Origin of the sequence: Streptomyces anulatus (genome assembly GCF_000721175.1) — a bacterium.
Classification (GTDB): Bacteria; Actinomycetota; Actinomycetes; order Streptomycetales; family Streptomycetaceae; genus Streptomyces; species Streptomyces anulatus_C.
The window spans coordinates 25069-36995 of sequence record NZ_JOEZ01000005.1 but is presented as its reverse complement, the minus strand read 5'-3'; the positions used below and the strand labels follow the sequence as shown (position 1 = coordinate 36995).

Below are 11927 nucleotides of genomic sequence, written 5' to 3'. Positions count from 1 at the left end.
GCTGCATACGTCACGAAATCGGCGTTGACGTGTCAGGAACAAGAGGAGAGAGAGCAGTGCTGAACGGGTTCAAGGACTTCATCCTGCGCGGGAACGTCATCTCCATGGCGATCGGTCTCGCGGTCGGGGCCGCGTTCACCGCCGTCGTCACGGGCTTCAGCAACGCCTTCATCACCCCGCTGATCGGCCTCGCCACCCGGGGGACCGGAGACTTCAGCAAGGCCTCCTACAAGATCGACGGCGTCGTCTTCCCCTACGGCCTCTTCATCAGCGCCGCCATCGCCTTCCTGATCACCGCCGCGGTGCTGTACTTCTGCGTCGTCGTTCCCATGGCCAAGGTGCAGAACCGCTTCACCAAGGAGCAGGAAGAGGCCGTCGACATCAAGGCCGCCCTCCGCGACTGCCCGCGCTGCTTCAGCGAGATCCCCGCCGTCGCCTCCCGCTGCGGCCACTGCACCAGCGAGGTCGAGCCCGACCCCGAGGCACTCTCCCTCGCCAAGCTCCCCGCACAGCAGCACTGACCGCACAGCGGCACCGACCGCACAGCGGCACCGACCGCACAGCGGCACCGACCCACCGTCGAACCGATCCACCCTCGCACCACGATGACGCCCCGCCACCCGTACGGCCCAGCGCCACTCCGTACGGGGCCGGGGGTCCGACCGGCGTGAACAATCGGCACGCCCCCCGCCCTCCGGCCGCACGCACAAGGGAACTAGCTCCTTTCGCCTGGCGTTGACCAGTACAGGAGGCTCCACTGGGGAGTGGAGCACCACCATGCAAAGGGTTCCCCTGCTGCACCACTTGGAGGGCGTACCGTGCACCGCCGGCACAACGGGCTGAAGACCGCCGTACTCCTCGGGGGACTGTCCGCACTCATCATCGTCATCGGCAGCTTCTTCGGACGTACGGGCCTCGTCGTCGCGCTCCTGGTAGCCGTCGGCACCAACGCCTACGCGTACTGGAACAGCGACAAGCTCGCCCTGCGTGCCATGCGCGCCCGCCCCGTCAGCGAATTCGAGGCGCCGCAGCTCTACCGCATCGTCCGCGAGCTCTCCACGGCGGCCCGTCAGCCCATGCCGCGCCTCTACATTTCCCCGACGCAGGCGCCCAACGCGTTCGCCACCGGCCGTAACCCGCGCAACGCCGCCGTCTGCTGCACCGAGGGCATCCTCCAGATCCTCGACGAGCGCGAGCTGCGCGGCGTCCTCGGCCACGAGCTCAGCCATGTCTACAACCGGGACATCCTCATCTCGTCCGTCGCCGGAGCCCTCGCCTCCGTCGTGATGTTCCTGGTCAACTTCGCCTGGCTCATCCCGGTGGGCCGCTCCAACGACGACGAGGGACCCGGCCTCCTCGGCATGCTCCTGATCATGATCCTGGGGCCGCTCGCCGCCTCAGTCATTCAGCTCGCCGTCAGCCGCTCCCGCGAGTACGAGGCCGACGCCTCCGGAGCCCAGCTCACCGGCGACCCGCTGGCTCTCGCCAGTGCCCTGCGCAAGCTCGACGCCGGGACGAGACAGCTCCCGCTGCCGCCCGAGCCGAGGATCGAGACCGCGAGCCACATGATGATCGCGAACCCGTTCCGCCCAGGCCAGGGGACGGCGAGAATGTTCTCCACCCACCCGCCGATGGCGGATCGCATCGCCCGACTAGAACAGATGGCAGGTCATCGCCCGTGAAAACCATCCTGAACGTCATCTGGCTGATCCTCTGCGGATTCTGGATGTTCCTCGGCTACCTGGTCGCGGGACTCCTGCTCTGCATCACCATCATCGGCATCCCCTTCGGGCTCGCCGCCTTCAGGATCGGCGTCTACGCCCTCTGGCCCTTCGGCTACACCGTCGTCGACCGCCGGGACGCCGGCTCGCCCTCCTGCGCGGGGAACGTCCTCTGGCTGATCCTCGCCGGCTGGTGGCTCGCCCTCGGCCACATCACCACCGGCATCGCGCTGTGCATCACGATCATCGGCATCCCCCTCGGCATCGCCAACTTCAAGCTGATCCCCGTCTCCCTCATGCCCTTCGGCAAGGAGATCGTCCGCACCGACCAGCCCTTCGCCACCCGCTGACCTGGCAGTTCCGGGCTCCTGGCAACCGAACACCTGCCCACCGCGTCTTGGGTTCCAAGACGACGCAAGGGGTAGGTGCAGCGACATGGGCATCATCAGTTGGATCATTCTTGGGCTGATCTCCGGGGTCGTAGCCAAAATCCTCCTCCCGGGACGCGACCCGGGAGGCATCATCGGCACCACTCTCATAGGCATAGCCGGGGCCTTCGTCGGGGGCTGGCTCTCCAGCCAGTTCCTCGACCGCCCCATCAGCAACGACTTCTACGACACCGCGACCTGGATCGCGGCCATCGCCGGCGCTCTGGTGCTGCTCATCGCCTACCGGCTGCTGTTCGGCAACTCCCGCGAACGCCGCTGACCCGGAGGCTCGCACCGGGGCCCGCGAGCGGCCGGCGCACACCGCCCTACCGTGCGTCCCGTGATGCCATCCCGGTCTCCCGCAACGTCAGGTTCAACCGGCCGGCCCGCAGCCCGGCGGCCGGGTCGGCCGGTCCCGGACACACCTTCGGCACCCCGTGGAACGCGAAACGCGACGGCCCGCCGAAGACGAACAGATCCCCGGACGCCAACTCCACATCCGTGTAAGGCTGTCCACGCCCCTCCGTGTTCCCGAAGCGGAACACACACGTCGCACCGATGCTCAACGACACCACAGGAGCGCTCGACCGCTCCTCCTTGTCCTGATGCATCCCCATCCGCGCGGCGTCGTCATAGAAGTTGATCAGCGCGGTATCCGGCGCGAACGCCTCCGCCGCCTCCTCGTCCCCGTACGCCTCGGCCACCGCCGCCCGCCCCAGAGCGCCCAGCCACTCCGGGAACGCGGCCACCCGGGCGCCGTTCACATCATCCGCCGTACGGGCGTAGCGGTACGGCTGCCAGTGCCACCCCAGGCACACCGTCCGCACCGACATCACCCCGCCGCCCGGCAGCACCGTGTGCCGCAACGGGACCGGCCCCCGCGCCCACCGACGGCACGCCGCCACCAACTCCGCCCGCCGCTCCAGCGACAGCCACTCCGGCACGTGGACGGCACCCGGCGCGACCACCCTCCGCGGCCGCCGGAACAGACCGTCCGAGGACGGCGGGAGCCCATGCGTCACGGCTCAGCCCGCCCCGCCCTCGATCCCCAGCAGCAGCTTCTTCCGCTCCAGCCCGCCCGCGTACCCCCGCAGCGCCCCGTCCGCCCCGATCACCCGGTGGCACGGCCGCACGACCAGCAACGGATTGCGCCCGATCGCCGTGCCCACGGCCCGCACCCCCGCGCCCGAGGCTCCGACCTCTGCCGCGACCTCCCCGTACGACGCCGTGCTTCCGTACGGGATCGACTCAAGCACCGCCCAGACCCGCCGCTGGAACTCCGTGCCCGTCCCCTCGGCCAACGGCACGTCGAACCGCGTCGAGCGCCCCGCGAAGTACGCCTCCAACTGCCGGGCGACCCCCGCGAACGCCTCAGGGGCGTACCGCCAGCCGTCCTGGACGACCGCGCCGCCCTTCTGACCGGGCATCGACAGCGAGAGCAGCCGGACGCCGGTGCCTCCGGTCGCGTCCGGCGCCGCTTCACCGACCAGCAACAACTCGCCCAACGGGCTCTCCACCCGCGCGTACACCGTCGTCGTCATGCCTGCTCACTCTCCCGGTCCGTACCGCCAGTCTGCGCCCACGTGCCGCACTGTCACCGGCGGTATTCGGACATCGCCCCCGCGCCCCGGGCCGGAGACACGAGGAGGCACGCCGTCGAGGTCGGCCTCGGCGGTGTGCCCCCTTGTGCTCAACTCGGTTCAGCTCGGCTCAAGCGATCAGGCAACGCCCGTGCGGATCGCAGCAGTTGATCACCGGTAGTTCACGAACTGCACCGCGAAGTCGAAGTCCTGCCCCTTCAGCAGCGCCTGCACGGCCTGCAGGTCGTCCCGGCTCTTCGAGCTGACCCGCAGCTCGTCACCCTGGACCTGCGCCTTGACGCCCTTCGGGCCCTCGTCGCGGATGATCTTCGCCACCTTCTTGGCGTTGTCCTGGGAGATGCCTTCCTCGATCGTGGCGAAGATCTTGTACTCCTTGCCGGAGAGCTGCGGCTCACCGGCGTCCAGCGACTTCAGCGAGATGCCGCGCTTGATCAGCTTGGACTGGAAGATGTCGAGGATGGCCTTGACGCGCTCCTCGCCGTTCGCCTCCATCAGGATCTTCTCGCCCGACCACGAGATCGAGGCGCCCGTGCCCTTGAAGTCGTAACGCTGGGAGATCTCCTTGGCGGCCTGGTTGAGGGCGTTGTCGACCTCCTGCCGCTCGACCTTCGAGACGATGTCGAAACTGGAGTCGGCCATGACGTGTGGCTCCTTGCGTCGAATGCTGGGGATACAGCGCAAGCCTAGCCACCACCGCCTCCTCCGGCCGCTGATCAATCAGGTGGCGGAGCACCCCTGGCCATCAGGTATTGTTTACGTCGTCGCCAAGGAGCTCATCACGAGATCCAACGCGTCGTTCGAGGCGGTGTGCCCGAGTGGCCAAAGGGAGCAGACTGTAAATCTGCCGGCTCAGCCTACCCAGGTTCGAACCCTGGCGCCGCCACGCGAGCGAAGCCCCCGACCAGTTCTTCCGGTCGGGGGCTTCTTCGTTGTCCGGGCGCGGATCAGTTGCCCGCGACGTCCTTCACGGCCACCATCACCGGCACGTTCCCGGAGATCGCTTCGAGGGTGAGACCGGCCGTCGCCGGGGTGTCCAGCAGTTCCAGCAGCGTGGCCGCCACATCGTCGCGGGGGATCGGGCCACGGCCCGTCGAGGCGGCCAGGAGGACCTGCCCGGTGCCCGCGTCGTTGGTCAGCATGCCGGGGCGCAGGATCGTCCAGTCCAGCGCGGTGCGGGAACGTACGTCGGCGTCGGCGGCGCCCTTGGCCCGCAGGTACGCGTCGAAGACCTCGTCGCCTGGGTGGTCGGGGTCGGCGCCCATCGAGGAGACGACGAGGTAGCGGCGGACGCCCGCCGCCTCGGCCGCGTCGGCGAACAGCACGGCCGCGTCGCGGTCGACGGTGTCCTTGCGGGCGGTACCGCTGTTCGGCCCCGCGCCCGCCGCGAAGACGGCCGCGTCCGCGCCGCGCAGCACCTCCGCGGTCTGCTCCACGGTGGCCGATTCGAGGTCCAGCACGGCGGGTTGGGCGCCGGCTTCGGTCAGGTCCTGACTCTGTTGGGGGTTGCGGATGATCCCTACGGCTTCATCCCCGCGTGCGGCGAGCAGCCGCTCCAGCCGCAGTGCGATCTGTCCGTGTCCACCTGCGATGACAATGCGCATACCTCCGACCGTACGCCCGCGGACGGGCTCCCGCTCAGTTCCTGGGCCCGGAAGCGGAGTCGGGTCGTCCTTGGCGCGGAAGGCCGCCGAGGCCGGTGGTGGCGTCGGAGTCGGAGTCGCAGTACTCACGCACGGCGCTGGTGCGGGCGACGATCCGGCCCCGGTGGATGACGATGCGGCTGTAGGCGAGTGAGAGCACCGCGGAGAGCCGTTCGCCGCGTACCGCGAGGAGTTCGGCGGGGAAGCCCGCCTCGACGCGTACGTCAGGAAGGCCGAGGGCCGCACGGGCGGTCGTGGAGACCAAGGCGTACGCCTGTTCGGCGCGTAGCCCGGCCTGCGATGCGAGGAGATAGGCGGCTTCGAGCGGATCGCCGCGGCCGACCGGATTGGCCGTGTCCCGCAGCGCGCCGCTGCCCGCCGCGACCCGCACGCCGGCGGAGCGCAGAAGGCGTACGGGGGCGGTCGTACGGCGCTCCGCACCGGCGCAGCCGCCCTGGGGCAGACAGACCACGGTGATCCCGGCGGCGGCGAGCTGGTCGGCGGCGCGGGTGGCGGTGTCCAGGGGCAGATGGGCCAGGCCGGCGCAGGGGCCGAGGGTGACACCGGGACGCAGGCCGGCGGCCATCGCGGCGAGCCGTGCCAGGCGGCCGGGGTCGTCGCCGTCGGTGTGCAGGTCCACGGGGCAGCCGTGCTCGGCGGCGATCTCCAGGACGGCTTCGGTGTAGCCCGTTGGGTCCGGGTCGAGGTCGGGGCGGCCGCCGACGGCGGCCGCGCCCATCTTCACCGCGTCCCTGAGCATCGCGAGGCCGTCCGCTCCGGCGATGCCGGTGAGGAGCCGGGGTACCGCGACGGGCATGACCTCGGCGAGGCCGCGCAGGGCGCGCCGGGTCTGCAGGACGGCTTCGAGGGGGACGAGGCCCTGGACGTCGCCGACGCGGACATGGGTGCGCAGGGCGGTGGCGCCGTGGCCGAGCTGGAGGAGCGCGGCCTCGGTGGCGCGGCGCTGGATGTCCTCGGCGTGGTGGGAGGCGGGGCCCGGGCTGTCGGGGCCCGCGCTGTCCGCGGTGAGGGCGGTGTCGCTGTGGGCGTGGGCTTCGGCCGGGGCGGGGAGCAGGAGATAGCCCCGGAGGTCGATGCGGGGGCCGCGGGCGGTGAGGCTGCCCGCGGTGCCGACGGCCTCGATCCGGCTGCCGCTCAGGCGTACGTCGACGGCCCGGCCGTCGGCGAGGCGGGCGCCGCTGAGGACGAGGGCGGGGGTGTCGGCGGTGGTGGCCGCGTCGGCGCTGTCGGGCGCGTTGTCGTCGGGCCGCCGTGGCTGGCTGTCAGGCATCGCGCTCCTGGGAGGGTGCGAGATCACACGGAGTGACCACACCCTAGGGGCGTGCGGGGGCGTCGTCCGGGAGGAGCGGAATAGTCGTACCGGTGCGCCTGCGTCGGTGGTCGGCCGGGCCCGGTCCGGAGTCGGACACGGGCTGGATCAAGGCCTGATCAGGGGGTGTGGGTGGCCCCGGGGAGGGGGCCGGAGCGTGCGGAACAAACGGATTTGGGCAACCGGTGGGGGACCGTGTAATGTCTTCATCGCTCGCCCCAATAGCTCAGTCGGTAGAGCGTCTCCATGGTAAGGAGAAGGTCTGCGGTTCGATTCCGCATTGGGGCTCTGGTGATCGGGAAGCCCCGCTTCGGCGGGGTGACTCATTCATCAAAGCGGTGTAGCTCAGTCGGTAGAGCAAGCGGCTCATAATCGCTGTGTCACCGGTTCAAGTCCGGTCACCGCTACTAACGGTAGCCGATTGCTGGGTCGGTCCTTCGATCGGCTACCCTTTCATGCGTTCATCCGTCCACCGTCCGTCCAAGGAGCACTCACGTGGCTGCCACCGACGTCCGCCCGAAGATCACGCTGGCCTGCGTGGAGTGCAAGGAGCGGAACTACATCACCAAGAAGAACCGGCGTAACAACCCGGACCGTCTTGAGATGAAGAAGCACTGCCCGCGCTGCAACTCGCACACCGCGCACCGCGAAACGCGCTGAATCAGGCTCGTACACGAGGCCGTCCCCTTTGGGGGCGGCCTCGTGTCGTTGTATGGGGTTGTTCCCCGCACGGGGGCGTGCCCTTATTCGTCTTTCATCAGGAGGTTGCGAGCTCATGGCGCTCGACCAGTCCTTCGTGGGGCGGACCTATCCGCCCACTCCGGCGTACGAGGTCGGCCGGGAGAAGATCCGCGAGTTCGCCGAGGCGGTGGGCGACACCCATCCGGCGTACGTCGATGCGGAGGCGGCCCGTGCGCTCGGTCACGCCGATGTGATCGCGCCGCCCACGTTCGTCTTCTCGATCACCTACCGGGCCGCCGGAGAGGTCGTGCAGGACCCGCAGTTGGGCCTGGACTACAGCCGGGTCGTCCACGGGGACCAGAAGTTCTCGTACGTGCGTCCGGTGCGGGCGGGGGACCGGCTGACGGTCACCTCGACGATCGAGGGCATCAAGTCCCTCGCGGGCAACGACATCCTGGACGTCCGCGGGGATGTGCACGACGAGGCCGGCGAACTGGTGGTCACGACGTTGATGAAGCTGGTGGCGCGCGCTGCCGAGGAGGCGTGATGACGGCGAAGGTCTCTTACGGGTCGGTCGAGGCCGGGACGGAACTGCCGGCGCAGTCGTTCCCGGTGACGCGGGCCACGCTCGTGCAGTACGCGGGCGCCTCCGGTGACTTCAACCCCATCCACTGGAACGAGAGGTTCGCGCGCGAGGTCGGGCTGCCGGATGTGATCGCACACGGCATGTTCACCATGGCCGAGGCGATCCGGGTGGTCACGGACTGGGCCGGCGACCCGGGCGCGGTCGTCGACTACGGGGTGCGCTTCACGAAGCCGGTCGTCGTGCCCGACGACGACAAGGGCGCGCTGATCGAGGTCAGCGGCAAGGTCGCGGCGAAGCTGGACGACAACCTGGTCCGGGTGGACCTGGTCGCCATGTGCGACGGCAAGAAGGTGCTGGGGATGTCCCGGGCCGTGGTCCGGCTCGCCTGAGACGTACCGGCGCGGTGGCCGTCCCGGCCGCCGGACTCCGGCGTACGGTCCGTGGCCCCGCACGAGCGGCGGGGCCACGGACCGTACTCTTGTCCCCGTGCAGGAACTCCACGACGCCCCCCTCGCCCCCCTGACCACCTTCCGGCTCGGCGGCCCCGCCGCCCGGCTGCTGACCGCCACGACCGACGCCGAGGTGATCGCCGCCGTGCGCGAGGCCGACGCGAGCGGCACCCCGCTGCTGGTGATCGGTGGCGGCTCCAACCTGGTCATCGGGGACAAGGGCTTCGACGGCACCGCGCTGCGGATCGCCACGAAGGGCTTCGCGCTCTCGGGTACGTCCCTGGAGCTGGCGGCCGGTGAGGTGTGGACCGACGCCGTCGCCCGGACCGTCGCGGCGGGCCTCGCGGGCATCGAGTGCCTGGCGGGCATCCCCGGATCCGCGGGCGCGACACCCATCCAGAACGTCGGCGCGTACGGACAGGAGGTGTCCTCCACCATCACGGAGGTCGTCGCCTACGACCGGCACACTCAGGAGACCGTGACCATTCCGAACACGGAGTGCGCGTTCTCGTACCGTCACAGCCGCTTCAAGTCCGAACCCGACCGCTTCGTGGTGCTGCGTGTCCGTTTCGAGCTGGAAGAGGCGGCCGGGCTTTCCGCGCCCCTCAAGTACCCCGAAACGGCCAGGTCCATGGGCGTCGAACAGGGCGACCGCGTCCCGCTGCCGGCCGCCCGCGAGACCGTGCTGCGGCTGCGCGCCGGCAAGGGCATGGTGCTGGACCCGGAGGACCACGACACCTGGTCGGCGGGGTCCTTCTTCACCAACCCGATCCTCGAACCGGCCGCGTTCCAGGACTTCCTCACCCGGGTCCGCGAGCACCTCGGCCCGGACGTGACGCCCCCCGCCTTCCCCGCCGAGGACGGCCGCACCAAGACCTCGGCGGCCTGGCTGATCGACCGGGCCGGATTCACCAAGGGCTACGGCAACGGCCCCGCCCGGATCTCCACAAAGCACACCCTCGCCCTCACCAACCGGGGCGCGGCCACCACCGAGGACCTGCTCGCCCTGGCCCGCGAGGTCGTCGCCGGGGTCCACGCGGCCTTCGGCGTCACCCTGGTCAACGAGCCGGTGACGGTCGGCGTCAGCCTGTAGCAACGTCCGCGGTCAGTACGCGACGCCCACGCCCTGCTGCACGGTCGCCGGGTCGTCGATCAACGCGAGCATCGCGTGCGCCACATCCGCCCGGGAGATGGTCCGGCCGCTGCGTGGCGTACCGCCCACGACCCGCCGGTAGGCACCCGTACGCGGCCCGTCCGTCAGTCTCGGCGGACGCACCGCGGTCCAGTCCGTGGCGCTGCGGGCCAACGCCGCCTCCATCCGGGCGAGATCGGCGTACACCTCCGCCAGGACCGCCCCGACCGCCTTGCGCATCAGCCGGTCGACCAGCGGATCGTCCTCCGGCTGCGGCCCGACCGGCGCGGCGCTCACCACCAGCAGCCGCCGCGCTCCCTCGGCCTCCATCGCCGTCAGGATCTTCCCGGTGAGCCGCTCGGCGACGCCGTTCGGCTTCCGGCCGCGCGCACCCAGCCCCGAGAGCACCGCGTCCCGCCCCGCCACCGCCGCCCGCACCGCCGACGGATCGTCCAGCCGCACGACTGCGTGCGGCGCCGCGCGATCCAGCGGCTCCGGGAGCCGGTCCGGGTCCCGGACCACGACCGTCACCTCGTGGCCCGCCGCGATCGCCTGACCGGCGATCTCCCTGCCGATGCCGCCTGTCGCTCCGAAGACGGTGATTCTCATCATGCACCCCTCGGTGGGTGAGTGTTCACTAACCTCTAGGATGGGTGGTTTCCCGCCCGGTCGTCAAGATTTCCGGGTCACGGCCCGTTGGAGCACGCATGGACCAGAAGCCCGCCCGTGTCCGGATCGTCGACGCGGCGCACCGGCTGATGCTCTCCATCGGCCTCGCCCGGACCACCACCAAGGAGATCGCCAAGGCGGCCGGCTGCTCGGAGGCGGCGCTCTACAAGTACTTCACCGGCAAGGAGGAGCTGTTCGTCACCGTTCTCGCGGAGCGGCTGCCCCGGCTCGGGAACCTGCTCGGCGACCTGACCGCCGGCGAGGGCAGCGTGGAGGGCAACCTCACCGACGTCGCCCGACAGGCCGCCCTGTTCTACGAGCAGACCTTCCCCATGGCCGCGTCGCTGTACGCCGAGCCCCAGCTCAAGAGCCGCCACGAGCAGGGCATGCAGGAGCTGGGAACCGGGCCCCAACGGCCGATCCAGCAGCTCGACGCCTACCTCCGCGCCGAACAGGGTGCGGGTCGGGTCCGGGCCGACGTGGACACCTACGCCGCCGCCTCCCTGCTGCTGGGCGCCTGCGCCCAGCGGGCCTTCGCCTACACCTCGCTCCCCGGCGGCATGCCCCCGCAGTCCCTGGACGACTTCGCCGCCTCACTCGCCCGGACGCTGCTGGGCGGGATCGGCCCGCAGCCCTCCGGGCTCAGCTAGCCAGCCAGTCGTCGATCCCGGACAGCAGCTTCTCCCGTACGTCGACGGGGGCCGCCGATCCGCGCACCGACTGGCGGGCCAGCTCGGCCAGCTCCGCGTCGGTGAAGCCGTGGTCGCGGCGGACCAGGTCGTACTGCGCGGCAAGACGCGAGCCGAACAGCAGCGGGTCGTCCGCGCCCAGCGCCATCGGCACACCCGCGTCGAACAAGGTGCGCAGGGGTACGTCCGCGGCCTTCTCGTACACGCCGAGCGCCACATTGGAGGACGGGCAGACCTCACACGTCACCTGGCGCTCGGCCAGCCGCGCCAGCAGCCGGGGATCCTCGGCCGCCCGGACCCCGTGGCCGATGCGCGAGGCGTCCAGGTCGTCCAGGCAGTCGCGCACGCTGGCGGCGCCCGCGAGCTCCCCGCCGTGCGGGGCCGCCAGCAGGCCGCCCTCCCGGGCGATGGCGAAGGCCCGGTCGAAGTCGCGGGCCATGCCGCGCCGCTCGTCGTTCGAGAGCCCGAACCCGACCACCCCCCGGTCGGCGTACCGCACGGCCAGGCGTGCCAGGGTCCGGGCGTCCAGCGGGTGCTTCATCCGGTTCGCGGCGATCACGACGCGTATGCCCAGGCCGGTGTCCCGGGCGGCGCTGTCCACGGCGTCGAGGATGATCTCGATGGCCGGGATCAGCCCGCCGAGCAGCGGGGCGTACGAGGTGGGGTCGACCTGGATCTCCAGCCAGCCGGAGCCGTCCGCGACATCCTCCTGGGCGCTCTCGCGCACCAGGCGGTGAATGTCCTCCGGGGACCGCAGACACGACCGGGCGATGTCGTAGAGCCGCTGGAAGCGGAACCAGCCCCGCTCATCGGTCGCCCGCAGCTTGGGCGGCTCACCGCCGGTCAGGGCGTCCGGGAGATGGACCCCGTACTTGTCGGCGAGTTCGAGCAGGGTGGTGGGCCGCATCGACCCGGTGAAGTGCAGGTGCAGGTGGGCCTTGGGCAACAGACGTACATCACGCTCCATCGGAAGATCCTGCCGCACGGGCGGGCCTGAGCGG

The 11927-nt window shown here is 70.7% G+C and carries 16 protein-coding genes and 3 tRNA genes; 12 read left to right on the top strand and 7 right to left on the bottom strand.

Annotated features, from left to right (window positions below; all coding sequences use genetic code 11):
- Nucleotides 1–56 precede the first annotated feature (56 nt).
- The 4 genes from mscL (at nt 57) to IG90_RS0106650 (ending at nt 2429) form a co-directional block, all read left to right on the top strand.
- A complete protein-coding gene (mscL, locus tag IG90_RS0106665; RefSeq protein WP_030578969.1) occupies nt 57–521 on the top strand; it encodes a large conductance mechanosensitive channel protein MscL in 465 nt (154 codons plus the stop codon).
- Between the two features lie 297 nt (nt 522–818).
- Nucleotides 819–1682 (top strand): zinc metalloprotease HtpX, encoded by an 864-nt coding sequence (gene htpX / locus IG90_RS0106660; RefSeq protein ID WP_030578967.1) that lies wholly within the window; start codon nt 819–821, stop codon nt 1680–1682.
- Nucleotides 1679–2071 carry a YccF domain-containing protein gene (locus IG90_RS0106655; RefSeq protein ID WP_030578964.1) on the top strand — a complete coding sequence of 131 codons (393 nt, stop codon included), beginning with the start codon at nt 1679–1681 and terminating at the stop codon, nt 2069–2071. Before htpX ends, IG90_RS0106655 begins: the two co-directional genes overlap by 4 nt.
- Nucleotides 2072–2156: 85 nt before the next feature.
- Nucleotides 2157–2429 carry a GlsB/YeaQ/YmgE family stress response membrane protein gene (locus IG90_RS0106650; protein ID WP_030578961.1) on the top strand — a complete coding sequence of 91 codons (273 nt, stop codon included), beginning with the start codon at nt 2157–2159 and terminating at the stop codon, nt 2427–2429.
- A gap of 46 nt (nt 2430–2475) precedes the next feature.
- Here IG90_RS0106650 and IG90_RS0106645 read toward each other — a convergent pair whose 3' ends face one another.
- The 3 genes from IG90_RS0106645 to IG90_RS0106635 form a co-directional block, all read right to left on the bottom strand.
- Nucleotides 2476–3117 carry an alpha-ketoglutarate-dependent dioxygenase AlkB family protein gene (locus tag IG90_RS0106645; protein ID WP_233435943.1) on the bottom strand — a complete coding sequence of 214 codons (642 nt, stop codon included), beginning with the start codon at nt 3115–3117 and terminating at the stop codon, nt 2476–2478.
- Nucleotides 3118–3174: 57 nt separating this feature from the next.
- Nucleotides 3175–3690: a methylated-DNA--[protein]-cysteine S-methyltransferase gene (locus IG90_RS0106640; RefSeq protein WP_030578955.1), complete on the bottom strand. Its 516-nt coding sequence runs from the start codon at nt 3688–3690 to the stop codon at nt 3175–3177.
- A gap of 210 nt (nt 3691–3900) precedes the next feature.
- A complete protein-coding gene (locus IG90_RS0106635) occupies nt 3901–4389 on the bottom strand; it encodes a YajQ family cyclic di-GMP-binding protein (RefSeq protein WP_006126857.1) in 489 nt (162 codons plus the stop codon).
- Nucleotides 4390–4551: 162 nt separating this feature from the next.
- Between IG90_RS0106635 and IG90_RS0106630 the strand changes: the two genes are divergently transcribed.
- A tRNA-Tyr gene (locus tag IG90_RS0106630) sits at nt 4552–4633 on the top strand.
- A 61-nt stretch (nt 4634–4694) separates the two neighbouring features.
- On the opposite strand, the gene IG90_RS0106625 is transcribed toward IG90_RS0106630, so the two are convergent.
- On the bottom strand, nt 4695–5351 hold the full coding sequence (locus IG90_RS0106625; protein WP_030578950.1) for an SDR family oxidoreductase: 657 nt from the start codon (nt 5349–5351) through the stop codon (nt 4695–4697).
- Between the two features lie 34 nt (nt 5352–5385).
- Nucleotides 5386–6681, bottom strand: a complete 1296-nt coding sequence (locus IG90_RS0106620; protein ID WP_030578946.1) for an amidohydrolase family protein — start codon at nt 6679–6681, stop codon at nt 5386–5388.
- A 254-nt stretch (nt 6682–6935) separates the two neighbouring features.
- Between IG90_RS0106620 and IG90_RS0106615 the strand changes: the two genes are divergently transcribed.
- From IG90_RS0106615 to IG90_RS0106590, 6 genes are all read left to right on the top strand, one after another.
- Nucleotides 6936–7008 (top strand) — tRNA-Thr (locus IG90_RS0106615).
- Between the two features lie 46 nt (nt 7009–7054).
- Nucleotides 7055–7127 (top strand) — tRNA-Met (locus IG90_RS0106610).
- Between the two features lie 88 nt (nt 7128–7215).
- Nucleotides 7216–7380, top strand: coding sequence for a 50S ribosomal protein L33 (gene rpmG / locus IG90_RS0106605; protein WP_003956487.1), 165 nt, complete (start codon nt 7216–7218; stop codon nt 7378–7380).
- A 115-nt stretch (nt 7381–7495) separates the two neighbouring features.
- A complete protein-coding gene (locus IG90_RS0106600) occupies nt 7496–7948 on the top strand; it encodes a MaoC family dehydratase N-terminal domain-containing protein (protein WP_030578943.1) in 453 nt (150 codons plus the stop codon).
- Nucleotides 7948–8376 (top strand): MaoC family dehydratase, encoded by a 429-nt coding sequence (locus tag IG90_RS0106595; protein ID WP_030578940.1) that lies wholly within the window; start codon nt 7948–7950, stop codon nt 8374–8376. The genes IG90_RS0106600 and IG90_RS0106595 overlap by 1 nt, the downstream gene beginning before the upstream one ends.
- A gap of 97 nt (nt 8377–8473) precedes the next feature.
- Entirely contained in the window at nt 8474–9529 is a 1056-nt protein-coding gene (locus IG90_RS0106590; protein ID WP_030578937.1) for a UDP-N-acetylmuramate dehydrogenase, read from the top strand.
- A gap of 12 nt (nt 9530–9541) precedes the next feature.
- On the opposite strand, the gene IG90_RS0106585 is transcribed toward IG90_RS0106590, so the two are convergent.
- Complete coding sequence (locus IG90_RS0106585; RefSeq protein ID WP_030578934.1) at nt 9542–10177, bottom strand: NAD(P)-dependent oxidoreductase; 636 nt, start codon at nt 10175–10177, stop codon at nt 9542–9544.
- A gap of 98 nt (nt 10178–10275) precedes the next feature.
- Here IG90_RS0106585 and IG90_RS0106580 point away from each other — a divergent pair, with 98 nt between their 5' ends.
- A complete protein-coding gene (locus IG90_RS0106580) occupies nt 10276–10887 on the top strand; it encodes a TetR/AcrR family transcriptional regulator (protein WP_030578931.1) in 612 nt (203 codons plus the stop codon).
- Here IG90_RS0106580 and IG90_RS0106575 read toward each other — a convergent pair.
- The gene (locus IG90_RS0106575; RefSeq protein WP_030578928.1) at nt 10880–11893 is read right to left on the bottom strand and encodes an adenosine deaminase; all 1014 of its coding nucleotides are present in this window, start codon (nt 11891–11893) and stop codon (nt 10880–10882) included. The genes IG90_RS0106580 and IG90_RS0106575 overlap by 8 nt on opposite strands.
- Between the last annotated feature and the right edge of the window lie 34 nt (nt 11894–11927).

Coding starts and splice junctions, on each gene's coding strand:
- IG90_RS0106620 (WP_030578946.1), bottom strand. CDS start 6,681: ATGCCTGACAGCCAGCCACGGCGGCCCGACGACAACGCGCCCGACAGC.
- IG90_RS0106595 (WP_030578940.1), top strand. CDS start 7,948: ATGACGGCGAAGGTCTCTTACGGGTCGGTCGAGGCCGGGACGGAACTG.
- IG90_RS0106580 (WP_030578931.1), top strand. CDS start 10,276: ATGGACCAGAAGCCCGCCCGTGTCCGGATCGTCGACGCGGCGCACCGG.
- IG90_RS0106640 (WP_030578955.1), bottom strand. CDS start 3,690: ATGACGACGACGGTGTACGCGCGGGTGGAGAGCCCGTTGGGCGAGTTG.
- IG90_RS0106635 (WP_006126857.1), bottom strand. CDS start 4,389: ATGGCCGACTCCAGTTTCGACATCGTCTCGAAGGTCGAGCGGCAGGAG.
- IG90_RS0106585 (WP_030578934.1), bottom strand. CDS start 10,177: ATGAGAATCACCGTCTTCGGAGCGACAGGCGGCATCGGCAGGGAGATC.
- IG90_RS0106625 (WP_030578950.1), bottom strand. CDS start 5,351: ATGCGCATTGTCATCGCAGGTGGACACGGACAGATCGCACTGCGGCTG.
- IG90_RS0106650 (WP_030578961.1), top strand. CDS start 2,157: ATGGGCATCATCAGTTGGATCATTCTTGGGCTGATCTCCGGGGTCGTA.
- IG90_RS0106600 (WP_030578943.1), top strand. CDS start 7,496: ATGGCGCTCGACCAGTCCTTCGTGGGGCGGACCTATCCGCCCACTCCG.
- IG90_RS0106575 (WP_030578928.1), bottom strand. CDS start 11,893: ATGGAGCGTGATGTACGTCTGTTGCCCAAGGCCCACCTGCACCTGCAC.